This window comes from Microvirga sp. HS2, from assembly GCF_055792805.1.
Genome location: NZ_JBVVAJ010000025.1, coordinates 42297 through 66195 on the forward strand (window position 1 = coordinate 42297; position 23899 = coordinate 66195).

Genomic DNA, 23899 nt, shown 5'->3' on the forward strand with positions numbered 1-23899 from the left:
TCTGTATTCGGATAGAACGCCTCAACTCAGTAGATCGTGAGTGCCGGGATATAGCTTACTGCGAGAAGGACCAGCATGGCGACAGCGAAGAATGGCCAGAGCTCACGCGTGGTGTCGGCAAGTGACGCTCGTGCAATCGAGGAAGAAATGAAGAGCGTGGTTCCGATCGGTGGCGTGTAGAGCCCAATTCCGAGATTGAGCACCATGATGATCCCGAGCTGTACGGGATCCAGACCTATGGTCGCCGCGAGCGGTACGAAGATCGGCCCCAGCAGCAAGATCGCCGGCGGAAGATCGAGCGGCATCCCCACGATCAAGAGCAGGATGTTCATGGCCATGATCACCAGAAGCGGATTGGAGATCGTGGCCGAAACCCATTCAGCAAACCGGACCGGGACCTGATCGAAGGTCAAAATCCAGCCGACGATCGCGCTCCCCATGATCACGAGCATGACCACACCGGTCGCTATACCGGATTCGATCAAGCAATTGTAGAAATGTTTCCATGTCAGATCGCGATAGAAGAAGGCGCTGAGAACGAGGGCGTAGACAACCGCCAGCACGGAGATCTCGGTGGGCGTGGCGATACCGAACCGCAAGCCGAGAAGGATGAGGATCGGCATGAGAAGGGCGGGACCACTCAGCACGGCGAGCTTTAGAAGCTCCATCCGCCCGACAGCAGGATCCTCAGAGTGGATACCGCGCCAGCGCGCGATCAGGCTGCAGGTTACGACGAAGCCACCTGCCATGAGAATTCCAGGAAGGATGCCTGCCGTGAAGAGATCGGCGATGCTGACTCCGCTGACAAGGGAGTACAGGATCATCGGAATCGACGGCGGAATCAGGATGTCGATGACCGCTGACGTAGCGTTGTTGGCGGCGCACAATCCGGCCGGATAGCCCTGCCGCTTCTGCCACGGAATGAGCACCGATCCGAGAGCGCTTGCATTGGCGACCGCACTTCCTGACACCCCTCCGAAGACGACCGAGGCGACGACCGTGGTCGACAAAGGACCACCACGCCAGCGTTGCATAGCTTTGCTGGCGAAAGTCAAAAGCTCCTGACCTAGCCTTCCGCCCAGCATCAGGCTTCCCGCCATCATGAAGAAGGGGAGCGCCAGCATCGGGAATGATTGCGTCTGCTGGTACATTTGCTGTGCGACGATCATCAGAGGCAGCTCCTGCTGCCAAGCCAATGTCGCGCCGGCGGCGATGACCAGTGCATGGCCAACCGGGATCGCCAGCAGCATGAGGACCGTAAATACGATGACGAGAACGATGCTCATACGCCCGTCTCCTCTGGATCTGGCGTCGGCATGGCCTCTGGTCCAAGCATGGCCACTCGGAGCGCAAGAGCGAATGTCGTCAGGATGATAGCCAGGCAGCCGAGAGCGAGCGCGTAATAGCTGTAGCTGCTGGACAGTCCAAGGACGGGACTTTTCTCGATCGACACGATGTCGGCAACACCGATCGCCTCCCAACCAAGAATGGCATAGGAGAGGATAATGATGAAGTGCCCGACAAGCAGCAGAATGCGTGCTCCGTTGCGGCTCAACCGGGCCAGGACGGTCTCCACGGCCATGTGGCCACCCTTCTGAACCGCGAGCGCCACGCCCGCCATGATGAACCAGGGGAAAAGACGCTCAGGAAGCTCCTGAGCGAACCGGAACCCCCCGCTTTCCAGAACATAGCGGGCGACGACATTCGCCGTGAGAATCGCGAGCAGTGCAATACCCGTCAGCAGGATCATCGCCTTGCACACCCAACCGATGGCCCGGTCGATGATCGTGGCCACGGCGAGCGCACCGCTCCCCGTGGCCATTTCTTGTTCACGGTCGGGGAGCGGGGCGACTTGGGTCATGCCCGGGCAGCCTTGGTGAGCTGGTCGACAAACGCGCCGAAAGGCTTCGAACGCCAGGTATCGACGACTTTGGCGGATGCCTCCCGGAAAGCCGCCTTGTCGACCTCGTTGACGGCTAGGTTCGGATTGCTCCGGAATTCCTTATTGTACTTGGCCTCGTTCTCGGCGAACAGCTTGCGCTGCAGGTCGCCCGCCTCCTTGGCGGAAGCCTTGATGATCTCACGATCGGCAGCAGGCAACCGTGTCCAGGTGATCTGCGAGATTAGGAAAGGGGAAACCTCCCACTTGTGGCCCGACAGGCTGATGAACTTGTTCACCTCGAAGAGCTTCGAGCTTGCGATGTTGGTCAGCGGGTTTTCCTGACCATCCACGACGCCCTGCTGCAGTGCGATGTAGAGCTCTCCGAAGCTGATCTGTTCGGTTCCGGCCCCAAGTGCCTGGAAGATGTCGATTGTCATCGGGTCCGGCGGGGTGCGGATCTTGAGTCCCTTCAGATCGGCAGGCTTAGAAATTGGCCGCTTGCTGTTGGTGATGTGGCGGATGCCATTGTCCCACCAGCCGAGGGGCACCATTTGAACTTTCGAGAGCCGCTGTGCGAGTTCTTCACCGATCGGTCCTTCCAGCACTCTGAAAGCGGCAGCGCTGTCTTCGAACAGGAAGGGCAGGCCGAGGGCCGCGATCTCCGGGACCAGAGCCGAAACGGAGCCCTGGCTGTTGACCGTCATGTCCACGGCGCCTGTTCGCAGGCTTGTGAGCAGGGACTGCTCATTGCCGAGTTGCTCGGCTCCCGCGACACGAACGGAAATCCGCCCTCCCGACCGCTCTTTGACCATCTCGCCGAAGCGCTCTGTTGCGATGCTGCGCGGGTTCCCTGGGGCCGCATTGTGACCGAGAGTGAGATTGGTTGCAGCCCATGCGCCGCGGGACAGCGTCAGGATGGCCGGCGCTGACAGGGCACCGGTGACAAGAGTACGGCGTGATATCGAGTTCTTCATGTGTGTTCTCCTCCTGGATTGAAGCCCGTTGATCGGGCCTTCTGTCGTTGTTTTGATCCGCAAGCGGCTAATGACTCACGGCCTTTATTGGTTATTCTATAGCCAGCCTTTGATGCTTTCCTTCACAGCATTGGTAGAAATGCCATATCGGTCGTGAAGCGTCGGCAGCGCTCCAGCGGCTAAGAACTCATCGGGCAGACCGATCTGCCTGAATGCCGGGTGCACGCCTGTGCGCATCAGCAGTCCTGCAATAGCTTCGCCCAGGCCGCCGATCACGGTGTGATTTTCGGCGACGACGACCATGCGTCCCGCGCGTCTGACCTCGCGCAGGATGGTTTCCGTATCGAGGGGCTTGATGGTCGGGACATGCAGCACTGCCGCTCCGATCTTATCAGCCTCAAGCGCCTGAGCAGCTTCGAGCGCACGCATCGTCATGATACCGGATGAGATGATCAGCACATCCGCCCCGTCGCGGAGGAGCTTCGCTTTGCCGAGTTCGAAACGGTAACCGTACTCATCGAGAACCAACGGCACTTGGCCGCGCAGCAAGCGCATATAGACTGGACCTGCATGAGCGGCGATAGCCGGAACGACCTGCTCGATCTCGTGCGCATCACAGGGATCGATGACGGTCATGTTCGGCATGGCGCGGAACAATGCCAAATCCTCCGCGGCCTGGTGGCTTGGTCCATAGCCCGAGGTAAGGCCAGGCAAAGCGCAGGCGATCTTCACATTGAGGTTTTCCTCAGCGATCGTCTGATGGATAAAGTCGTAGGCCCGTCGCGATGCGAACACTGCGTAGGTTGTCGCGAATGGGAGCGCCCCCTCATGCGCCATCCCAGCTGCTGCTCCCATCAGGAGCTGCTCGGCCATTCCCATCTGGTAATAGCGCTCGGGGAACTCCTTCCCGAAAATGTGAAGGTCCGTGTACTTTCCGAGATCGGCTGTCATGCCGACGACGTCCGGTCGGGTCCGGGCCAGCCCGACGAGAGCGTGCCCGAAGGGAGCCGGCTTGGTGCGCTGCCCCTCCGAGGCGATTGAGGCAATCATCGCCGAGGTGGTCAGGCGCGGCTTGGAATTCTCTCCTGCGGGTGGTTTGGCTGCCTGGCTCATGCGTTCCTCCCGGCATCCAGCGCATCGAGGGCGAGCTGCCATTCGTGAGCGTCGACGCGAATAAAATGGTTCTTCTCACGAGCCTCGAGGAATGGCACTCCCTTGCCCATGCGGGTATCGCAAATGATCATACGAGGCTTGGGCTCGGTGCAATCGCGTGCGGCATCGAAGGCGGCGACCACTGCATCCAGGTTGTTGCCGTCCACTCGCTGGACATGCCACCCGAATGCCTGGAGTTTCTGCGCCAGTGGTTCGAAGGCCATCACTTGCGTGGACGGACCGTCGGCTTGCTGGTTGTTGACATCGATGATGCCGATGAGGTTGTCGAGATTCCAGTGAGATGCCGACATGATCGCCTCCCAGACGGAGCCCTCATCGAGTTCTCCGTCGGAGAAAAGCGTGTAGACCCGGCAGTGGGAGGCCTTGCGCTTCAGGCCTAGACACATACCTACAGCGATGCTCAGCCCGAGCCCAAGGGAGCCGCCGGACATCTCCATGCCAGGTGTGTAGCTGGCCATTCCGGACATCGGTAGTCGGCTGTCGTCGCTGCCGTAGGTTTCGAGTTCCTCCTCCGGGATGATCCCCGCCTCGATCAAGGCCGCATACAGAGCGATCGCGTAGTGGCCATTCGATAGCAGGAAACGATCGCGATGCTCCCACTTGGGCTCGTCGGGTCGGTAACGCATGGCATGGAAGTAAGAGACAGCCAGCACGTCGGCGATGTCCAGCGCCTGGCCGATATATCCCTGGCCCTGCACCTCGCCCATGCGCACTGCATTGCGACGAATGCGGTAGGCGCGCTCGGCCAGATCGATGTTGTGCCCTACAGGTGGACCTTCCACTTCTCTCTCCGGAATTTTAAGTGCCAGGGCCTGAAGGGCCCTGCTTTGCAGAAGCCAGCAATCAGTCTCAATGGATCAGCATGCCGCCGTTGACGTCGATCGTGGCGCCCGTGACGTAGGACGACAGGTCAGAGGCAAGGAACAGGCATGCTCGGGCGACATCGTCTGCGTCTCCAAGGCGGTTGAGCGGAATGCTCTTGCGGATTTCGGCCTTGAGTTCGTCCGTCAGCTTGCCGCCCGTTATGTCGGTCTGAATTAAGCCTGGTGTGATGGAATTGACCCTGATTCCTGCAGGGCCGAACTCGCGCGCCATCGCCCGCGCCAAACCGAGCACCCCGGCCTTGGCAGCGCTGTAATGCGGGCCGCCGAAAATGCCGCCGCCACGCTGCGCTGACACGGAGGACATGCAGACGATCGATCCCGACCCGCGGCCCTGCATGTGGGGAATGACCGCCTGGCTCATATAAAGAGTGCCACGAAGGCTCACATCGAGGACGGCGTCGTAGTTCTCTGGCGCGATATCCAGGAATTTCAGAGGCTGAGTGATGCCCGCGTTATTGACCAGGACGTCAACGCGGCCGAACTCGGCGATCACGCGCTCGATAGCGGCTGTGCACGCACTTCTGTCGGTCACGTCGCATCCATAGCCGCGATGCGCCTCGCCTAGCTCAGCGGCAGTTCCTGCCGCCTGATCCTCATCCAAGTCGAGAATGATGGAACGACCGCCATGCAGGGCGAACAAAGTAGCAGTCGCACGCCCGATACCGCGCCGCGAAGCCGCCCCTGTAATCACGCAGATCTTGTTCGAAAGCAGCATGTCCTCTCCTGTGCAACCGTCGTCCGCGCGGCCCTCTGCGCCGGCTCGCCTTCTAAGTCGGGCTTCCAGGCTGGCGACGAAGCGCTCCAATCTTGATGCAATTGGTCGGATGACGATGTCGCCAGCCGGAATGTCATGAAACTGTAGCGTCTTGAGATGAACTCAACAAATGAATAAGCTGGCGGATAGGTGAGATTAACTCATGTAATTACTGCGATGCGAAACCGGTTCTCAATCAAAGCACTACAGGCCTTTGAGGCGGCATCGCGCCTCGGGTCCTTCGCACTCGCAGCAGAAGACTTGGCTGTTACGCCCTCGGCGATTAGCCACCAGATTAAGCTCTTGGAGGAGCAGCTCGGCGTAAAGCTGTTCACCCGTGCGCATCGCTCCATTATTCTGACCGAAGCAGGCACTTACTATGCAGCCGAAGTTACGGCTGCGTTCGCTCGCATTGATCGAGCGACGCGAAACGTTGCGACAGCCAGCAGGAGTGCAATCCTTACGGTACATTCCACCCCGAGCTTTGGCACTCAGTGGCTGGTCCCGAGGCTGGCTCGCTTCAAGGAACTCAATCCGGATATCGACATCCGTCTGAACGCCTCTGTGACGCCGGCCGACCTGACGGACGACGGAGTCGATATCGACATCCGCTATAATCCCGGACCGCCAAAGGTCGGGACGGTTCTCGTCCCGTTCCCAACGGACATCATCGTCCCTATGTGCTCACCGGCTCTGGCGGCGGGCCTCAATCCCATTCGATGCCCGGAGGATCTGCGTAGGCACACCCTGATCCATTCCGAGATCAACATCGTGAGTTGGCGCGAGTGGGCACGTCGCCACAAGATTCAGCTCGATCTCGAACGGGGCCTTCGCTTTGACCGTTCCTTCATGGCAATCAGCGCTGCCGTCGATGGTCTCGGCGTGTGCCTGGACAGCATGCTTCTGGCAGAGCGGGAACTACAGGCCGGCAAACTGGTCATCCCTTTCAAATCCGAGGCCATCACGGCGCAGGGCCACGGTTTTGTGACGCTCAAGTCGGCTGTCGACCTCCCAAAGATCAAAATCTTCCGGGAGTGGCTCTTCGGCGAGATCGGCGTAGGCAGGACAGAAGCTTGGGCGGAACTGAGCGGCCGGCATCACTCGACACTCGACTATCTCAGTCCGATTTAGTGCGAAAAGGCTGACCGGACAGCTATCAAGCCGCTCTCCACAAAACCGGAGCAAGACCAAGCTACTGACAACAACCCTATTATCTCACGACATCGGAGCCGCCTGTGGCGGCGGAGCGTAAAGATCAGCGAACCGCTGGCGCAGCACGTTCTTCTGCACCTTGCCCATGGTATTGCGCGGAAGTTCGTCGACGAAGACGACGCTCTTCGGCAGCTTGAACTTTGCAAGGCGGCCCTCGAGCGTGGTCAAAACTGCCGTTTCGTCTACCCTTGCCTCTTTCGAGCGGACCACGACGGCAGTCACTCCCTCGCCAAAGTCCTTGTGCGGCACGCCAATCACCGCGCTCTCGAACACGCCTGGGATAGCGTCGATCTCATCTTCGATCTCCTTTGGATAAACGTTGAAGCCGCCGGTGATCACCAGATCCTTGCCGCGGCCGAGGATGTGCACGTATCCACGATCGTCGATCTTGCCGAGATCGCCGGTGATGAAGAAGCCGTCTAGGCGGAACTCGGCAGCCGTCTTCTCCGGCATGCGCCAGTAGCCCTTGAAAACGTTCGGACCCTTCACCTCGATCATGCCGATCTCATCGCACGCCAGCTTCTCCCCCGTGTCGGGATTGGTGACGCGTACCGATACACCCGGCAGAGGCAGGCCAACCGCACCCGGAATTCTTTCGCCATCGTAGGGGTTGGAAGTGTTCATATTGGTTTCCGTCATGCCGTAACGCTCCAGGATGGCATGGCCGGTGCGCGCACTCCACTCACGATGGGTCTCGGCCAGAAGGGGGGCTGATCCCGACACGAACAGGCGCATGCCCGACGTTGAGTCCTTCGTGAGGCCGGGATGCTGCAACAGACGAACGTAGAAGGTCGGAACTCCCATGAGAGCGGTGGCGCGAGGCATTAGCCTCAGGATCTCATCGGCATCGAACTTCGGCAGGAAGATCATCGACGCGCCGGAGAACAGGATGACGTTGCTGGCCACGAAAAGTCCATGGGTATGGTAAATCGGCAGCGCATGGATCAACACGTCATCCGCCGTGAAGCGCCAGAACTCGATCAATGTCTGGGCATTGGAAGCGAGATTATCGTGCGTCAACATCGCTCCCTTCGAACGGCCGGTCGTACCTGACGTATAGAGAATCGCCGCCAGATCATCCCCTGCCCTCTGCACCGTCGTGAACGCTTCGGAGGCATCGTCTGCAGCCCTCGTGAGAGAGCCCTGCCCTTGTGCATCGAGCGTTTCGACCTTGGCACCCACCTTCGCGGCGAGTTGTTGGACTCCTTCGCGCTTGCTGGGATCACAGACTACCAGGGAGGGCTCGGAATCGCCGATGAAATACTCAAGCTCGGTCAGCGTGTAGGCTGTATTGAGAGGAAGATAGACAGCGCCTGCTCGTACGGTCGCAAGGTACAGAACCAGCGCCGGAGCCGACTTTTCCACTTGAACGGCGACTCGGTCACCTGGCTTGACTCCGCGGGCAACCAGAACGTTCGCCAGACGGGCTGACAGCGCGATCAGGTCCGCATAGCTGATCGTCTCACCGTCAGATGTGGCGATGGCAGTCTTCATGGGGGTGGCAATTGATCGTTCAAGCCGAGCGAACAGGTTTGCATTCATGGCAGGAGCTCTGAAATGGGCGTCGTGGAGTGTTGTAGTCATGTGGCTGGCATCAGATCGCGGGAGGGAAAATCCGTCCGCAACGCTTTTCGGACCAGAGACGAAGCAGCGACTGCGCCTTTCTCCGCGAACGCCTCATGGTTCTTCTCGATCTCGTCGAAGGCATAGAGGTAGTTCACCATCATTCCATGCGATTGATTCAGGCCCTTGGGGGAGACATCGCCGAGGAAGTTGAGGCACTCCAGCCGGGCTCCGTTGCCGAGATGAAACCGGGCTACCGGATCGACGGGACGGCCTTTCGGATCCTTCGCCTTCAAGAAGTAATAGGCTGCGGTCGGGACGAGGACAGCGCAAACCCTTTCAGCTTTCGCTTCATCTTCATACCAGGCGGGCTCGTCGAGAGCCGTCAATACCTCCTTGGCGCTAGCATTGAGACAAACCGATTCCTCGGTCTTCCTTTCACGAGCGAGCCATGCAGCAAAGCCGGGCACAGGAGAAAGCGTCACGAATGTCTTCAAGTTCGGCAGTTCGTGTTTGAGATTCTCCACCACCTGTTTGATCAGGAAGTTGCCAAAAGTTATGCCGCTCAATCCTCTCTGCGTGTTCGAGATCGAGTAAAATACCGCTGTTGTTGCCTCGATCGCTGCAATCGGCTTGCGAGCGAGATCGAGGAGCGGACCGATAGCCCTGGGAATGTCCTTCGTCAGCGCCACCTCGACGAAAATCAGCGGCTCGTCGACGAGTTGAGGATGGAAGAAGCCGTAGCAGCGGCGATCATCGGGTTCAAGCCGATTGCGCAGGTCGTCCCAGTTCTGGATCGCATGCACCGCCTCGTAACGAATGATCTTCTCGAGAATGTTGGCCGGCGTGGTCCAGTCGATCGGTCGCAGCACCAGGAACCCCCGATTGAACCAGGACGAGAAGAGATGCGCGAAATCGGCATCGACGCACCTCAGTCCTGAATTGTCCTTGACATGGTTGCTGAGATCTTCACGCATTCTGATCAGGGCTGCGGTACCGTCCGGGGCAAGATTGAGTCTCCGAAACAGCTCCTGGCGCCGAGGCTCGGCCGCGGCATGCAGTGCCTCCAGTGCTTCCCTTCCCTGATCCTTGCGAACCGCTTCAATCGCATGTTCGACCCGGCGGCGATCAGGTCCGAAACGATCGGCAAGGGCTTGCAGGAATGCAACACGGTCTGCATCTGGCGCGGCGCCATAGCTCGCCAGGAGTGCCTGTGCCAAAGCCACGCCGGATGCCTCACCCCTCCGCGACAGGAGCAACTCGCTCATGGCGACCAAGTCGAGCTGCGGAATTCCGGCCCGATCACTCTTGCGACCGAGCAGGGCCCTCCCCCTTCCCGTCAGCGTATCGATGAGATCCCCGAGAAACGTAGAGGCGTCGGCCATTCCAGTCCTCGAGCTGTAGAACTTCATGCTCTGCCTCCGTTAAACCTCGTGCGCAAGGAGTCCTCGGCTGCACTCGGCCATCGTCAGAACCGTGTTGCTGGGGAACGATGGCGTGCTCATTCGATAGCTCCCAGCATCTGGTTCGGGAGCCATGTCGCGATCTCAGGGAAGACGCAGAGAATGACGATGGCCAGGAACATGACCAGTACATAGGGCAATGATCCCCAGAGGATATCCTTCGTCCGGATATCCGGCGCGATGGCGTTGATCACGAACAGATTGAGGCCGATTGGGGGGGTAATGAGGCCGACCTCCATGTTGATGGTCAGCACGATTGCGAACCAGTACGGATCGAAACCGGCTTGGGTGACAATCGGAAAGAGCATCGGCGCAGTCATGACGATGACGGCGACTGGCGGCAGGAACATTCCGCACACCAGCAGGAACACGTTGATGATCGCCATCAGAACCCACCGGTTCACTTCCATGTCGGCGATCACTGACGCTACGGTCTGAGTGATGAACAGCGATGAGAGCGCGAATGCGAAGAGTTCCGCCGAAGCCATGATCATCATGATCATGACGCTTTCACGCATGGCAGAGCCGAATATCTCAGCGACAGCGCGGAACCGGAACAGCCTGTAAGTGACAATGACCACCAGCAAGGTGAGGAGCGCCCCGGCGCCCGCCGCCTCCGAGGGGGTCGCCAGGCCGCCATAGAGCACGTAGAGCGTTCCGGCGATGATCAGCAGAAACGGCAGGATCCGCGGCAGTCCGGCAAGTCGCTCTTTGAACGTATAGCGGATGGCGCGGGCATCGAACTCGTATCCCTTGCGCTTGCAGTCGATGACCGCCCAGATCATGAACATGATCGTCAGCATGATGCCGGGCACCACCCCCGCCATGAAAAGCCGGCCGATCGATGTTTCTGTGGCGATGCCATAAACGATAAGCGTAACGGAGGGCGGAATGAGGATTCCGAGTGTCCCGCCTGCCGCGATGGAGCCCGTTGCGACTGAGGTGGGATAGCCACGCCGGAGCATCTCCGGGATTCCCATCTTGCCGATGGCCGCGCAGGTGGCGGGCGACGAGCCGGTCATGCCTGAGAAGATCGCACACGCCCCGATATTGGAGAGGACGAGCCCGCCGGGTATCCGGTTCAGCCAGCGATCGAGGGTCGAGTAGAGATCCGATCCCGCAGGCGAGGAGGCCACAGCGGCTCCCATCAGCACGAACATCGGAATGGAGACATAGGCGAGGTTTGCGATGCCCGAGAACATGGTGTCTCCAAGCACGTAGAAGATATCCACGCCATCCTGCAGGAAGAGCGCGGCAAATGCGGCGAGGCCGAGGGCAAAGGCAATCGGCATGCCGGTTCCCAACAGCATGAAGAGGGCCAGTATGATCAGCAGTCCGGCACCGGTCGGGCTCATCGCGGGAACTCCTTTGTGTGAGGCAGTTCAACAAAGTCGTCGTGGATCAGCCCATTCTCTGGTGCGACATGGTCGCCTGCCTGCTTCCCGTCGAGCGCGGTGAGTGCAAGGATCTGGGCTACGTATTGCAGGCAGAGCAGCCCGAAACCAAGGGGAAGGGTTGCGAGTGGCACCCATAGCGGCGGCGCCCATACGCTCGAGTGCTTCCAGTTTCCGCTCCAGGCATCGTGAAACTGCACCCAGGTCGCGATCACCATGATGATGCAGAAGATCAAGCCGAGAAGGCTGCTTACGATCCGCATCCTGGCTCGGGTCCGTTCGGTCACCGTGAGCTCGATGACGTCGACGCCGACATGCCCTCCTGTTAGCAGGACATAAGGAGCGCCAAGAAACATCGCTGCCGTGGCCGAGAAAACGACGAAGTCCGTCTGCCAGATCGTCGGCAGACGAAAAACATAGCGCATGAAAATCATTTGGCAGACGACAAGCATCGCTGCGATGATCATGAGGGTCGCCAGGATCGCGAACAGACGCGACAGGTTCCCGACCCCTCTGATAAAGGCCTTGACCATATTGGGCTTCCTAATGGGCAGAGACGGCATGGGGGCGCGGCGTGGTCGCGCCACCAACAGCTCCAGGCCTTATTTCACGGCCAAGGCTTTCTCGATCAGCTTGTCTCCGCCAGGGACTTTGGCAGCGAAATTCTTGTAAGCAGACTGCTTGGCCAATTCGAGCCAGGCGTTGTAATCGGCTTTCGACATCTCGACGACTTCGACACCTGCCTTCTTGTAGGCATCGACCATGACCTTATCGCCCTTCCGGACTTCCTCGTTAAAATAGGCCTCCGCCTTCTCGCCCGCCGCGAGGATCGCCTTCTGCTGCTCGGGCTTCAGCCTGTCGAATACCTTTTTCGACATGAGGACCGGCTCGTACATGAACCAGAGCGAATTTTCGCCGGGCGCAGTCAGGCACTTTGCATGCTCAAAGAGGCGATAGGAAACGAAACTCGCCGAGGACGTATTGGCAGCGTCTAGAACGCCGGTCTGCATGCCGGTATAGATCTCCGAGGATGGCATAGAGGAAATCGATGCGCCCGCGGCGGCCAGCATCTCCTCGAAAGCCGGGCCGGCGGCACGGATTACCTGTCCCTTTATCGTATCCGGCGCGGTAATGCAGTTCTTTTTGGACGCGAAGGCGCCTGACAGCCAGGCATCGGCGATCACAATAGCCCCGGCATTATCGACGATTTTCTTGATGTCCGCCATGAACTCGGAATCATTGAGCCGCATTGCCCGGTCGAAGCTGCCGACAAGCCCCGGCATCAGGGTGGCGGAGAATTCAGGATGACGGCCCGAAGCATAGTCGAGCGGGAATGAGGTCAAGTCGAGCAGGCCGCGCGTTACAGCATTCCACTGGTCGTTCGGCTTGTAGAGCGAAGAGCCGGGGAAAACCTGAATTTTGAGACCGACATTGGCGGCCTCGACCTCGCGGGCGATGATCTGCACCATCTCGTCGCGAATGTCGCCCTTGCCACCGGGGAACTGATGAGATGCCTTCAGAACAGTCTGGGCAAGCGCACCCGAGGCGAGCAGGCTGCCCAGGCTTAGAACAGCAGAAAACTTCAGCAGCTTCGCATATTTCCTCATTCTTTCCTCCCTCGTGTTCCGGCAATCCTGCCGAATTGACGATAATGTGCTTCCTCATTGCACACATTGTCAACTCGTGTGTATACAATAAGACTAATCTCGTATTGGGTCTTGCTAGGCAGCCTCCTGTTGAGCGAGGAGCGGATGGTCGAGAACACTTTTCACAAGCTGAGAGACGAGATCGAGAACGGTATCCTGAAGGGTGAGTTCGAGCCGGGCGAGCGCCTCGACGAAGTCCAACTCGCCAGTCACTTTGGCGTGTCGCGGACTCCTATCCGAGAGGCTCTCATGCAGTTGAGCGCGATCGGCCTCGTTGAGATTCGTCCACGACGCGGAGCCGTCGTCGTCGATCCGGGTCCGGAACGGGTATTCGAGATGTTCGAGGTTATGGCGGAATTAGAGGGGATGGCGGGCGCTCTTGCCGCCCGCCGCCACACGAACCAGGACCGCGAGGCATTGCTTTCCGCTCATGCGAGGTGCGAGACCGCGGCGATGAGAGAAGATCCCGATGGCTATTACTACGAGAACGAAGCGTTCCACCTTGCTATTTATACGGCAAGTCACAGCAGCTTTCTGGAGGAACAATGCGTGGCGCTGCATCGGCGGCTGCGCCCATACCGTCGCTTGCAGCTGCACGTGCGCAACCGCATGAAGGGATCATTAAAGGAGCACGGCGAAATCGTCGAAGCTATCCTTGCCGGTGATGCGGAAGCTGCCCGATCTCTGCTGCGGAACCACATTGCCGTTCAAGGCGACCGTTTCAGCGACCTCGTCTCCAATCTCAGCAAGCGAGGACGCCTGAAGTCCTCGATGACCTGAATGGATGCTGACTCCAATAGTTATCCTAATCCGTGATTGCGGAGCATAAGGCATCCGAGACCGATGGTTCCTTTGCGGCGATGTCGCGGTCACTTTCGCTCAGAGGCTTGTGGAGTCTTACCATGAATCTGCAGCGTCTCACCTCGACGGTAAAATGGAAAACTATGGTCGGCGCTGTCGCGTGAACCAACTGTGCCGTTAACCAAATTCCATTGCGTTCAAAGGCGGTTAACGTGACAAGGCCCCGCTGGGGCCTTCCGCAGAGCACCTGCAACTCTGAGACTAATGGTTGCGATAGATCCTCGCTGGGCAGCAGCCAAACTGACCCACAGAACCTTATGCTCCTTAGTTGCCCGAAGGTAACAATCTGAAAGAAACAGGACCCGAGCCAGGATTTAAAGTGGAAGAATAGGCTTCTTATCATAATACTTGCGCGGCCGAACTACCTTTCAAGTTGAGCCTATGGGCTGCAGAGGAGGAACCGATGAAGCAGCCGTGCCTTTCGAGAAACGAGCGGCATGAGTCCAGCACCGCCTCTGAGCGACAGTTGCGGCCTGTCATCACGATGAAGGTGCTGTGGATCGACTTGTTGAGTGGCACGTCTCTTTCCTCATTCTCTCTCTCGAGAGACGCCTTCCTCACCGCATCCTCACTTGCCTTGGGTTTAGGCCTTGCCGGCTCTCCGCTGGCAGCTTGGGCGGCTTGTGCGCCCGGCGCGACCCAGGCCTGCAGCGCTCCCGGCGGCTCGGGCGTACCAAACCGTTCCGGTAGCGGCGGTGCGGGCAACGGTGAAGGCGGCGGTTCCAGCCAGTTCGACCCCGGAACGGGAGCTACGATCGTGATCCCAGGGGGCCCTGAATCGGGGGGCAACGGTGGCACTGGAGCGCCGGGTTCCTTTGCTGGTGGGGCGGGCGGCAATACCGGCGTAGACCTCGTAGCCAGCGGGGTTTTCATCGGCAGTTCTGTTAGCGGCGGGGATGGTGCCGTCGGAGCAGATGATCTCAACTTCGCCAGTGGAGCGGGAGGCGGAGGCACTGGGATTTACTTCCGCGGCGGTGATCTGACGATCGGCACGGGGGTTTCCGTTTCCGGCGGGACCGGCGGTAATGGTGGCAGCGGCACCAGCTTCGTGGGGAATGGCGGCGGTGGCGGCGGCGGTGGCACCGGGCTGATCTCGTCGACGTCAGCACAGAACATTACGAACTGGGGAGTCATCCAGGGCGGTGATGGCGGAGTTGGCGGTGACGGCGGCTTTGCGGGCGGCGGCGGTGGGGGCGGCGACGGCTTCCTCGCACTCGACGGCAGCACGATCATCACCAATCTCGGCACCATAACTGGAGGCATTGGTGGAAATGCCGGGCTCGGCAGTAACGCCAGCGGGCTGCCCGGCAGCAGCGGAGCCGGGATTAATCTGATCCGCGGCTTTAACATCATCGTCAATGACGGGACCATTAGCGGCGGCGCAGGAATCTATGGTGCGGCAGGAGCCGGAATCATCACGAACGGGAATGACATCATTGCAAACGCCGGCACCATCAGCGGCGGCCTGAACAGTGACGGAATCACACGCGCATCAGCAATCCGTTTCAATGGTCTCGGCAACATGCTCCAGCTGCTCAGGGGCTCGACGATGGTTGGCGATCTAACCCTCTCGTCAGGCGCCGAGGCGACTATCGCACCAGAATCCACTGGACTGGCGCTCAACAACGACATTGTGTTGAGCAACTCCTCGACAGTGACCTTCAACACGAGCACCGCGTCTCTTCGTGCAACAGGGGGAATCTCCGGCTCCGGCCAAGTGATTAAAAAGGGTGTCGGATCGCTGACCTTGTCCGGTGCCAGCACCTTTACGGGCGGAACCACCCTGATGAACGGAACGCTCCGGCTGGAGCACAATCAGGCACTGGGCACCGGCGCGCTGACGACATTCGGTTCGGTGGTCGACTATGCTGATAGGTTGACCCTCGCCAATCCGATTATTCTCGGCTCCAGCGGAACCCAGCTTCAGGCCCTCAATGGCACGGCGACCCAAGCTGGCGTCATCTCGGAGATCGGCGGGCCACGGCCCTTGGAGAAGATCGGCAACGGAACCCTGATCCTAACAGGCGCCAACACCTATACGGGCGACACGACGGTCAGCGGCGGCACCTTGGTTGCCGCAGCATCCGAGGCGTTGGGCAGCGGGAATATCACCGTAGACAACGCCGCTGCCCTGCGCTTTCAGGGAGCCAGCGTCGGGGCCGGCAACCGCGCCATCGACCTTCTCAATTCCGGCTCGCTCTACTTCGAAGGCGGCGCAAGCGCGGGCTCGGCCACGATCACAAACCGGACGACAGGCTCTATTTACCTCTCCGGCTCGGCGACCGCGTCCAAAGCGACAATCGTCAACGAGGGCGGCGGCCGGGTGGACGTTTCAGGCGTGACGGCGGGGACATCGATCGGCTCGCTCTCCGGTGCGGGCGGTGTCTTCCTAGGGAGCCGCCGCCTGACGCTCGGAACACTTGGCAAGGATGACACCCTTGGTGGCGTCATCAACGGCACCGGATCGCTTCTCAAGGCAGGTGCAGGAACCCTGACACTGTCGGGGAACAGTTCAGGCTTCTCGGGCTCGACACGTGTCACCGCGGGTGCTCTCGTAGTGAACGGCTCGCTCGCCCGCTCAGTGGTCACCGTAGGCAACGGCCTGCTGGGCGGCTCCGGCACGATTGGCGGACTGTCTGTCCTGTCAGGCGGGAGGGTTGCACCGGGCAACTCCATCGGCAAGCTCAACGTCGCCGGCGATGTCGCCTTTGCCTCAGGCTCAATCTACCGGGTCGAGGTCAATGCTGCCGGTCAGGCGGATCGGATTGCGGCAACCGGTGCTGCCGTTCTCGCAGGCGGCCGCGTTCAAGTGCAGGCAGAAACGGGAAGCTATCAGCCATCGACGCGCTACACCATCCTCACGGCAAATGGTGGTGTCAGTGGCGCCTTTGCCGGCGTGAGTTCCAACTTCGCCTATCTCGATCCCGCGCTAACCTATGATGCCAAGGCGGTTGGTTTGATCTTGAGCCGCAAGGCGGATCCCACCGATCCGGATCAGCCCACCGCGTTTCATTCGGTTGCTGAAACCAGGAACCAGTATAACGCGGCTGATGCAGTGGAAACCCTGGGCTCGGACAACCGCCTGTTCCAAGCCGTGGTCGGCCAGAGTGTGTCAGGGGCCCGACAGGCGTTCGATGCCCTTTCGGGCGAGGCGCATGCCTCGGCGGCGGCAGTCGCCTATGAGGATGGACGGCTCGTTCGAGAGGCGGTTCTCACCCGCCTCCGCCAGCCGTTGGTCGGCTCCGCCGTGCCGCTATTGGCGCAAGGCTCCTACAGATCAGCCTATGCCGCCGATCTGCCCGGAGCGAGCCGCCAGACGGTGGCGGTGCCAATGCGGGTCGCACCACGTCAGGCTATGTGGGGCGAGGGCTTCGGCTCCTGGGGCAGGATTGCCTCGAACGGCAATGCCGCGAGGCTGGATACATCGACTGGCGGCTTCATTCTGGGAGCCGATACCCAGATCGATGCCGCATTCCGTGTCGGGCTCGCTGGGGCCTTTACAAGCACCTCGTTCGATCTGGATCGCCGCCTGTCCTCCGGCTTCACCGACAGCTACTTTGCGGCTCTCTATGGTTCCGGCACCTGGGGCGCGGTCAATGTGCGGTTTGGTGCTTCCTATGCCTGGCATGACTTTGACGTCAGCCGGACGATTCGCTTCCCAGGGTTCAGTGACAACGCCCATGCCTCCTATGACGGCTGGAGCGCGCAGGCTTTCGCCGAGGTCGGCTATCGGGTTGATCTCGGGGTCGTGCAACTGGAGCCGTTCGTGGGCGCGTCACTCCTGCGGCTGAAGACGGATAGCTTTAGTGAAGAGGCGGGGGCGGCAGCTCTTACCGGCTATGAGCAGGACCAGGACCTGGCTACCACCACACTAGGGCTGCGAGCCGAGGCTCGGCTCAGCGCAGAACTGCCCCTGAGCGTGCGTGGTCTTGTGGGCTGGCGGCACGCTTTTGGAGATCTCGAACCTAGCACGCAACTGGCGTTTGCTGGCGGCGCGTCGGCCTTCACGATAGCGGGTGTTCCGGTGGATCGCGACGCCCTCGTGGCGGAAGCGGGACTGGTCTGGACCGCCAGTGACGCAATCAACCTCGGGGTATCTTACTCTGGGCAGATCGGCCCGCGGGAGCAGGAGCATGCGCTGAAGGGCAGCTTCATCTGGCGCTTCGGAACGCGCTAGCCGCCTCAATGCGGCACCCGCGATGGACACTGATCGGCTCCATCACAGATAATTTGCTCCAGTGTTCCAGTTGCCCCTTGTGCACCCTCCAACAGCATTTGGTGCAACCGGGCTGCGGCTGTAGCCGATCTCACCGAGCGCCCCTGCGCTCTCATTCGTTAATATTGTCGTGAGCGCCAGAACCGCAACAATGATCAGAAGCTCCTGAAGTGCTCCATATATGGACGCACCAGCTTTGATCTCGTGCACCGAAAGTGCTCTTGGCAGCTTAATCCGCACAAAGTTTAGATCATCCGTCTAGATCGCTCGCTCGCCCAGCGAGCCAAATAGAATGAGTCGGCGCGTCTGCTGGTGACGATCTCCGTTGTTGGGCCACTGCCCGCAGTGGCTCTGACCGCCCTTGCTCCGCCGGCTGAGTCATTCCAACGAGGCTAGAGGGTGGCTGGAGCATCGGGCGGCGCGCATCTGAAGGGGCATGACCGCTCTCAGCTATGACACCGACCTGAGCAATGGGGAGTGGGCAATCCTGGCGCCTCTCCTGATCCCGGCCACCCGCCTGCGGGCGCCCGCGCAAGCATGACCTGCAGCGGGTGCTGAATGCGATTGTTAACATCCCGCACGTACTGGTGCATCCGGCCGATGTGCACGACCGGCGCGCGGCGCACGCTGTGTTGACCGACCCGAGGAGCTGCTATCCGGATGTGGAGTGTCTGTTTGCCGACATGGGCTATCAGGAGCTGGCCTCTTGTCCGCCGAACTCGGATGGACGCGGCTGATCGTGAAGCGGCCGCGGCTTTGGGCCTGGGTGCCGGTCGATCAACCGGCGCCCGAGATGCCAACTGGGTTTACGGTTCTGCCGCAGCGCTGGATTGTCGTGTGCACCTTCGCGTGGCTCGCGTGCAACCGCCGCTTGGCCGAGGACTGGGAGGGGCTCCCGGCCACCACCGAGACGTGGATCTGCCTCGCGATGTGTCGACTGATGACCAAAATGTTAGCCCGTGCAGCAACCTAAATATCCAGGCACCCTCTAGGGCTGTTTCCACTTGCATGGAATCGGTTCTTCTCGTTGGTGTGCCGCATTCTACGGCGGACCGAGCCCACTTCGCCAAAAATGCTCCAGCACCCGTGTAGAGCACGCGGGTGACGGCGGCTCAGCCTGGGTTTTCGCCTTGCCGCGCGGCCGCCAGCCGCTGATCGGAGCTTTGCCGCCTATGATCCGCGCCATTCGCAATGGATGCTTCTTGAGAAGCATCCATGTTCGGTGATTCGGATGGCACCTTCACTCGTCACGTCTCCTAAAATGGCTTCCAGCCTTGGAGAGAACGCGAGATCAGCCGCGCAGTTTGCATCACAACGGGAGCGAGCTTCTCTCGCGCCGTGTCAGCCGTCCAATCCGCCGTCGATGTCGAAACACCGACAGCTGCGAGCGGGCGCCCGCTTCCATCCAGGATCGGCGCCGCGAGTGCAATCTCACCGTGATTGACCTCTTCCTCCACCAGAGCGAAGCCGTCACGCCGCGCGGCTGCCAGACGCCGCTCCACTTCGCCGCGATCGACAATCGTATGCGGGGTCCGCGGTTGAAAGTCGGTGCTGTCGAGGATGGTCTTCACCTCCTCCGCCGACAGCCAGGCAAGCTGCGCTCGGCCGCCTGCCGTGCAGAAAGCCGGCAGCCTGCGTCCGATCGTTGACGTCGGGTTCATCAAGCGACGGCTCGGCATGCGTATCACGGCAACCACCTCCGGGCCGTCCAACTCGGCGACATTGATCGTCTCCCGACAATCGTCACGCGCCGAAGCTACGAATGGAATCGCGACTTCATACAGCGGACTGGCGTGAAAATAGTGATACGCGAAATCGAGCATGCGGACCGCCAGGCGGTAGCGGCGCGTCCTGTCGTCCTTGCGCAGATAACCGAGACGGACCAGCGTGTGGGTGATGCGCTGGGCCGCTCCCATGCTGATCCCCGACCGCACTGCGATTTCCCGCAGGCCCAAGGCATCCCAATTGCCCTCGAAGGCCTTCAACACTCCTAATCCCTTCGCGAGTGAACTGATGAACAGCGGATCTTCGCGGGATGTCCCGTTCGCCACGCCTTCCACGTGCAGAGCATCCGGCACCTCTGCCGGGTCTTTCGTCGTGACGGACCTTCTCGGCGCCATTGCGGCCTCCCTATAGGCGTTCAGCCAGGATCTGCTTGACGTGACAGCTCCCTTGACAAGCTCAGCAATTCTATCCGAGATAATCGCCCTGCGCTACACAATTATCGCATTGCGATAACATATACCTGTTTTCTAATAATAAAAGCTCGCAGCCGACCCGCTCAGAAGCTATCATCAGAGAGAGGCCATGAAACAGCAGATCAGCGTCCTTGCCGGCATCCTCGCCGCGTCACTCCTCGCAAGCCAAGCATCGGCGGCCGAACTCAAGATCGGCACTGCGTCCGAGCCGAGCTCCCTGGATCCGCACTATCATAACCTCACGCCCAACAACACGGTGCGCCGGCACATCTTCGAGTCGCTCGTCGACCAGGACGCGAAGCAGCGTCTGATTCCCGCGCTCGCCGAATCCTGGCGGACGGTCGATGACAAGACTTGGGAGTTCAAGCTGCGCAAGGACGTGAAATTCCACAACGGCACGGAGTTCACGGCGCAGGACTTCGTCTATTCGGTCTGCCGCATCCCGAACGTGGCGAACAGCCCGTCGTCGTTCACGCTCTACACCAAGGGCATCGACGCCATCGAGACGCCGGATCCTTACACCGTCATCATCAAGACGGCGGCGCCATATCCTCTTCTTCCCGTGGAACTGACCACTTTCGGCATCATCTCGTCCAAGGCTGCCGGCGGCGAGAAGGTGACCTTCGACAAGGCTGGATGCAAGGCTGATTCCTGGCCCACGACGCAGGCCTTCAACGATGGGACGCTCGCCATCGGCACCGGCCCCTTCAGGCTGGCCGAGTACGTCAAGGGCGAGCGCATCGTACTTGCCCGCAATCCCGACTATTGGGGCCAGAAGCCCGAGTGGGACAAGGTGACATTCCGCCCGATCACCAGCGATGGCCCGCGTGTGGCAGCGCTTCTTGCAGGTGACGTCGATGTCGTCGACGAGCCGCCGCTGCAGGACTTGGAGCGGCTGCGCAAGGATCCGAAGGTTTCGGTCGTCGAGACCTTGTCGAACCGGGTCGTTTATCTCGCCCTCGATCAGGCCGAGCCGACGCCGACGATCAAGGGCACCGACGGCAAGAACCCGCTGCGCGACATCCGCATTCGTCAGGCGCTTTCGCTGGCCATCGACCGTAAGGCCATCGTTCAGCGCATCATGAACAACACCGCGGAGCCCGCGGCGCAGCTCCTGGCGCCCGGCCTGTTCGGCACCAACCCGGACCTGAAAGTCGTCAGCGACGCGAAGAAGGCTAAGGAGCTTCTGGCCGAGGCCGGCTATCCGAACGGCTTCGAGCTGACCATCGGGACGCCGAACGACCGCTACATCAACGACGAGAAGATCGCCCAGGCGGTCGCCCAAATGTACAGCCGCATCGGCGTCAAAACCCAGGTGGATGCTGCGACCGTCAACGTCTTCTTCTCACGGCGCAACAAGGGTGAGTTCAGCGTGTATCTCGCTGGCTGGAGCGCCGCGACGGGTGAGGCCTCCTCACCCCTGAAGTCCCTGGTCGCCACGAGGATCAAGGAGAAGGGTTTCGGGCCGACGAACTACACGGGATATTCCAACCCGAAGCTCGACGATCTGCTCACCAAGGCTCTCGCCACCGTCGAGGACAAGGAGCGCGAGAAGCTCCTGGCCGAGGCGATGAAGGTTGCGATGGATGACTACGCCGTCCTGCCTCTGCACTATGAGGTCACCTCGTGGGCCATGCGCAAGGGACTGAGCTACGAGCCCCGCGCCGACCAGTACACTCTGGCCGCCTCGATCCGCTCGGCCAAGTAAGAGCCACTCGCAATCCGCCTGTTGGGGGCGGTTGATGCCGCCCCCAATGCATTCTCCCGCTTGCCATGGAAAATTCGTCATGCTGGTTTTTCTGATCCGGCGCATCGCACAGAGCGCGATCGTGGTGGCGATCATGTCCGTCCTGGTGTTCACGGGCATCTTTGCGATCGGCAATCCCATCGACGTGCTGATCAGTCCGGAGGCCGACGAGATCGAGCGAGCCGCCGCCATTGCGCGGCTTGGCCTCGATCGCCCCATGCACGAGCAGTTCCTGGCCTTCGCCAAGAATGCCCTCTCAGGGGATCTCGGAACCTCGTTCGTTCACGGCGTACCTGCTGTCAACTTGGTCCTCGAGCGCTTTCCGGCGACCCTCGAGCTGGCGTTGCTCGCCATGGTCATCGCCGTGCTGACAGGCATTCCGCTGGGCATGTGGGCGGGCCTTCGTCCCGAGTCCCGCGCTGGCCGCATCATCATGGCCGGATCCATTCTGGGCTTCAGTCTTCCCACCTTCTGGGTCGGCATGCTCCTCATCATGGCTTTCGCCGTATTCCTCGGCTGGCTTCCTGCCAGTGGCCGAGGAGAAACCGTGAGCGTGTTCGGCGTCCCCTTCAGTTTTCTGACCCTCGACGGCCTCAAGCACCTTCTTCTCCCGGCGCTGAACCTGGCCCTGTTCAAGGTGTCCCTCGTGATCCGCCTCGCCCGTGCGGGAACCCGCGAGGTGGCGCTACAGGATTATGTCCGCTTCGCCCGCGCGAAAGGCCTTCCGATGCGCCGGGTCATCGGGGTCCACATTCTCAAGAACATCATGATCCCGGTGGTCACCGTTCTCGGCCTCGAGCTGGGCTCCGTCATCGCGTTCTCGGTCGTGACCGAGTCGGTTTTCGCATGGCCCGGAATGGGCAAGCTCCTGATCGACAGCATCCTGGTGCTCGACCGGCCCGTGGTGGTGGCCTACTTGCTGGTCACGGTACTCCTCTTCATCGTCATCAACCTCGTGGTCGACCTGGTCTACTCACTGCTCGACCCGCGCATTCGCCTGGGAGGCGGCAAGGCATGACCGCGGCAACTTCGCTTCCCGCACGTCCCAAGGTGCAGACGCCCCTGAGGCGGTTCGTCTCCCAGTTTTTGGAAAGCCGTGTCGCGCTTCTCGGCCTGATCGCGCTCGTCCTGGTCGTCTCGTCGGCTGTCTTCGCTCCCATGATCGCGCCGCAGGATCCTTATGATCTGAGCAAGCTGAACATCATGGACGGCATGCTGCATCCCGGCGGCGAGAGCTTCGACGGAATGACCTTCTGGCTCGGCTCCGACGAGCAGGGTCGCGACCTGCTGAGCGCAATCCTCTATGGCCTGCGCACCTCTCTCCTGGTCGCCTTCTCGTCCACGGCCATGGCGCTCGCCATCGGCATGATCGTCGGCATGATCGCAGCCTATGCTGGCGGGGGCACGGACACTGCGATCATGCGGCTGGTGGATATCCAGCTGTCCTTCCCGGCGATTCTGATCGCGCTGATTCTGCTCGCCGTGCTCGGCAAGGGCGTTGACAAGGTGATTGTGGCACTCACGGCCGTGCAATGGGCCTATTATGCCCGCACGGTGCGCAGCGCCGCGCTGGTCGAGCGCCGCAAGGAGTATGTCGAGGCTGCCCAGTGCCTGGCTCTGCCGAGCCGCCGCATCGTGCTGCGCCACCTGCTGCCGAACTGCCTGCCGCCGCTGATCGTCGTCGCCACCGTGCAGGTGGCCCATGCGATCACGCTGGAGGCGACTCTCTCCTTCCTCGGCGTCGGCGTTCCGGTCACGGAGCCATCGCTCGGCATGCTCATCGCCTCCGGTTTCGACTACATGCTGAGCGGCGAGTACTGGGTCAGCGTTTTCCCCGGCCTCGCACTCCTGGTCACCATCGTCAGCATCAATCTGGTCGGCGACCAGATGCGCGACGTCCTCAACCCGCGCCTGCAGCACTGAGGAGGCGAA

The 23899-nt window shown here is 60.6% G+C and carries 19 protein-coding genes; 7 read left to right on the forward strand and 12 right to left on the reverse strand.

Annotated features, from left to right (window positions below; genetic code table 11):
• Positions 1-26 precede the first annotated feature (26 nt).
• The 6 genes from ACS5Q0_RS19430 to ACS5Q0_RS19455 all read right to left on the reverse strand — a co-directional run bounded on the left by ACS5Q0_RS19430 (position 27) and on the right by ACS5Q0_RS19455 (position 5628).
• Positions 27-1286 (reverse strand): TRAP transporter large permease, encoded by a 1260-nt coding sequence (locus tag ACS5Q0_RS19430; protein WP_473128294.1) that lies wholly within the window; start codon positions 1284-1286, stop codon positions 27-29.
• A complete protein-coding gene (locus tag ACS5Q0_RS19435; RefSeq protein WP_473128295.1) occupies positions 1283-1861 on the reverse strand; it encodes a TRAP transporter small permease in 579 nt (192 codons plus the stop codon). Before ACS5Q0_RS19435 ends, ACS5Q0_RS19430 begins: the two co-directional genes overlap by 4 nt.
• Positions 1858-2856: a TRAP transporter substrate-binding protein gene (locus tag ACS5Q0_RS19440; RefSeq protein WP_473128296.1), complete on the reverse strand. Its 999-nt coding sequence runs from the start codon at positions 2854-2856 to the stop codon at positions 1858-1860. The genes ACS5Q0_RS19435 and ACS5Q0_RS19440 overlap by 4 nt, the downstream gene beginning before the upstream one ends.
• Positions 2857-2952: 96 nt before the next feature.
• A complete protein-coding gene (locus tag ACS5Q0_RS19445; protein WP_473128297.1) occupies positions 2953-3969 on the reverse strand; it encodes a transketolase family protein in 1017 nt (338 codons plus the stop codon).
• On the reverse strand, positions 3966-4811 hold the full coding sequence (locus ACS5Q0_RS19450) for a transketolase (RefSeq protein WP_473128298.1): 846 nt from the start codon (positions 4809-4811) through the stop codon (positions 3966-3968). Before ACS5Q0_RS19450 ends, ACS5Q0_RS19445 begins: the two co-directional genes overlap by 4 nt.
• Before the next feature lie 67 nt (positions 4812-4878).
• Positions 4879-5628, reverse strand: coding sequence for an SDR family NAD(P)-dependent oxidoreductase (locus ACS5Q0_RS19455; RefSeq protein WP_473128299.1), 750 nt, complete (start codon positions 5626-5628; stop codon positions 4879-4881).
• Between the two features lie 216 nt (positions 5629-5844).
• Between ACS5Q0_RS19455 and gcvA the strand changes: the two genes are divergently transcribed.
• Positions 5845-6798, forward strand: coding sequence for a transcriptional regulator GcvA (gene gcvA, locus ACS5Q0_RS19460; RefSeq protein ID WP_473128300.1), 954 nt, complete (start codon positions 5845-5847; stop codon positions 6796-6798).
• An 84-nt stretch (positions 6799-6882) separates the two neighbouring features.
• On the opposite strand, the gene ACS5Q0_RS19465 is transcribed toward gcvA, so the two are convergent.
• The 5 genes from ACS5Q0_RS19465 to ACS5Q0_RS19485 all read right to left on the reverse strand — a co-directional run bounded on the left by ACS5Q0_RS19465 (position 6883) and on the right by ACS5Q0_RS19485 (position 12906).
• Positions 6883-8421 (reverse strand): malonate--CoA ligase, encoded by a 1539-nt coding sequence (locus tag ACS5Q0_RS19465; RefSeq protein WP_473128301.1) that lies wholly within the window; start codon positions 8419-8421, stop codon positions 6883-6885.
• 38 nt (positions 8422-8459) lie between these two features.
• Positions 8460-9854, reverse strand: a complete 1395-nt coding sequence (locus tag ACS5Q0_RS19470) for a malonyl-CoA decarboxylase (protein ID WP_473128302.1) — start codon at positions 9852-9854, stop codon at positions 8460-8462.
• A gap of 89 nt (positions 9855-9943) precedes the next feature.
• On the reverse strand, positions 9944-11260 hold the full coding sequence (locus tag ACS5Q0_RS19475; protein WP_473128303.1) for a TRAP transporter large permease: 1317 nt from the start codon (positions 11258-11260) through the stop codon (positions 9944-9946).
• Entirely contained in the window at positions 11257-11832 is a 576-nt protein-coding gene (locus tag ACS5Q0_RS19480; protein ID WP_473128304.1) for a TRAP transporter small permease subunit, read from the reverse strand. The genes ACS5Q0_RS19475 and ACS5Q0_RS19480 overlap by 4 nt, the downstream gene beginning before the upstream one ends.
• Positions 11833-11901: 69 nt before the next feature.
• Entirely contained in the window at positions 11902-12906 is a 1005-nt protein-coding gene (locus ACS5Q0_RS19485; RefSeq protein WP_473128305.1) for a TRAP transporter substrate-binding protein, read from the reverse strand.
• 144 nt (positions 12907-13050) lie between these two features.
• Between ACS5Q0_RS19485 and ACS5Q0_RS19490 the strand changes: the two genes are divergently transcribed.
• The 3 genes from ACS5Q0_RS19490 to ACS5Q0_RS19500 all read left to right on the forward strand — a co-directional run bounded on the left by ACS5Q0_RS19490 (position 13051) and on the right by ACS5Q0_RS19500 (position 18995).
• On the forward strand, positions 13051-13725 hold the full coding sequence (locus tag ACS5Q0_RS19490; RefSeq protein WP_473128306.1) for a GntR family transcriptional regulator: 675 nt from the start codon (positions 13051-13053) through the stop codon (positions 13723-13725).
• A gap of 484 nt (positions 13726-14209) precedes the next feature.
• The gene (locus ACS5Q0_RS19495) at positions 14210-17983 is read left to right on the forward strand and encodes an autotransporter domain-containing protein (protein WP_473128307.1); all 3774 of its coding nucleotides are present in this window, start codon (positions 14210-14212) and stop codon (positions 17981-17983) included.
• A 745-nt stretch (positions 17984-18728) separates the two neighbouring features.
• Positions 18729-18995: a transposase gene (locus ACS5Q0_RS19500; RefSeq protein WP_473128308.1), complete on the forward strand. Its 267-nt coding sequence runs from the start codon at positions 18729-18731 to the stop codon at positions 18993-18995.
• Between the two features lie 283 nt (positions 18996-19278).
• Here ACS5Q0_RS19500 and ACS5Q0_RS19505 read toward each other — a convergent pair whose 3' ends face one another.
• The gene (locus ACS5Q0_RS19505) at positions 19279-20142 is read right to left on the reverse strand and encodes an IclR family transcriptional regulator (RefSeq protein WP_473128309.1); all 864 of its coding nucleotides are present in this window, start codon (positions 20140-20142) and stop codon (positions 19279-19281) included.
• A 187-nt stretch (positions 20143-20329) separates the two neighbouring features.
• On the opposite strand from ACS5Q0_RS19505, the gene ACS5Q0_RS19510 reads away from it, so the two are divergent.
• The 3 genes from ACS5Q0_RS19510 to ACS5Q0_RS19520 all read left to right on the forward strand — a co-directional run bounded on the left by ACS5Q0_RS19510 (position 20330) and on the right by ACS5Q0_RS19520 (position 23890).
• Positions 20330-21928: an ABC transporter substrate-binding protein gene (locus ACS5Q0_RS19510; RefSeq protein WP_473128310.1), complete on the forward strand. Its 1599-nt coding sequence runs from the start codon at positions 20330-20332 to the stop codon at positions 21926-21928.
• Between the two features lie 79 nt (positions 21929-22007).
• Entirely contained in the window at positions 22008-22985 is a 978-nt protein-coding gene (locus tag ACS5Q0_RS19515) for an ABC transporter permease (RefSeq protein WP_473128311.1), read from the forward strand.
• Positions 22982-23890 (forward strand): ABC transporter permease, encoded by a 909-nt coding sequence (locus ACS5Q0_RS19520; protein ID WP_473128312.1) that lies wholly within the window; start codon positions 22982-22984, stop codon positions 23888-23890. The genes ACS5Q0_RS19515 and ACS5Q0_RS19520 overlap by 4 nt, the downstream gene beginning before the upstream one ends.
• The last annotated feature ends 9 nt before the right edge of the window (positions 23891-23899 follow it).

Excerpts from the sequence above, each read along its gene's own strand:
- ACS5Q0_RS19430 (WP_473128294.1), bottom strand. The coding sequence starts at position 1,286 with ATGAGCATCGTTCTCGTCATCGTATTTACGGTCCTCATGCTGCTGGCG.
- ACS5Q0_RS19435 (WP_473128295.1), bottom strand. The coding sequence starts at position 1,861 with ATGACCCAAGTCGCCCCGCTCCCCGACCGTGAACAAGAAATGGCCACG.
- ACS5Q0_RS19440 (WP_473128296.1), bottom strand. The coding sequence starts at position 2,856 with ATGAAGAACTCGATATCACGCCGTACTCTTGTCACCGGTGCCCTGTCA.
- ACS5Q0_RS19445 (WP_473128297.1), bottom strand. The coding sequence starts at position 3,969 with ATGAGCCAGGCAGCCAAACCACCCGCAGGAGAGAATTCCAAGCCGCGC.
- ACS5Q0_RS19455 (WP_473128299.1), bottom strand. The coding sequence starts at position 5,628 with ATGCTGCTTTCGAACAAGATCTGCGTGATTACAGGGGCGGCTTCGCGG.
- gcvA (WP_473128300.1), top strand. The coding sequence starts at position 5,845 with ATGCGAAACCGGTTCTCAATCAAAGCACTACAGGCCTTTGAGGCGGCA.
- ACS5Q0_RS19465 (WP_473128301.1), bottom strand. The coding sequence starts at position 8,421 with ATGAATGCAAACCTGTTCGCTCGGCTTGAACGATCAATTGCCACCCCC.
- ACS5Q0_RS19470 (WP_473128302.1), bottom strand. The coding sequence starts at position 9,854 with ATGAAGTTCTACAGCTCGAGGACTGGAATGGCCGACGCCTCTACGTTT.
- ACS5Q0_RS19475 (WP_473128303.1), bottom strand. The coding sequence starts at position 11,260 with ATGAGCCCGACCGGTGCCGGACTGCTGATCATACTGGCCCTCTTCATG.
- ACS5Q0_RS19480 (WP_473128304.1), bottom strand. The coding sequence starts at position 11,832 with ATGGTCAAGGCCTTTATCAGAGGGGTCGGGAACCTGTCGCGTCTGTTC.
- ACS5Q0_RS19485 (WP_473128305.1), bottom strand. The coding sequence starts at position 12,906 with ATGAGGAAATATGCGAAGCTGCTGAAGTTTTCTGCTGTTCTAAGCCTG.
- ACS5Q0_RS19490 (WP_473128306.1), top strand. The coding sequence starts at position 13,051 with ATGGTCGAGAACACTTTTCACAAGCTGAGAGACGAGATCGAGAACGGT.
- ACS5Q0_RS19495 (WP_473128307.1), top strand. The coding sequence starts at position 14,210 with ATGAAGCAGCCGTGCCTTTCGAGAAACGAGCGGCATGAGTCCAGCACC.
- ACS5Q0_RS19505 (WP_473128309.1), bottom strand. The coding sequence starts at position 20,142 with ATGGCGCCGAGAAGGTCCGTCACGACGAAAGACCCGGCAGAGGTGCCG.
- ACS5Q0_RS19510 (WP_473128310.1), top strand. The coding sequence starts at position 20,330 with ATGAAACAGCAGATCAGCGTCCTTGCCGGCATCCTCGCCGCGTCACTC.
- ACS5Q0_RS19515 (WP_473128311.1), top strand. The coding sequence starts at position 22,008 with ATGCTGGTTTTTCTGATCCGGCGCATCGCACAGAGCGCGATCGTGGTG.
- ACS5Q0_RS19520 (WP_473128312.1), top strand. The coding sequence starts at position 22,982 with ATGACCGCGGCAACTTCGCTTCCCGCACGTCCCAAGGTGCAGACGCCC.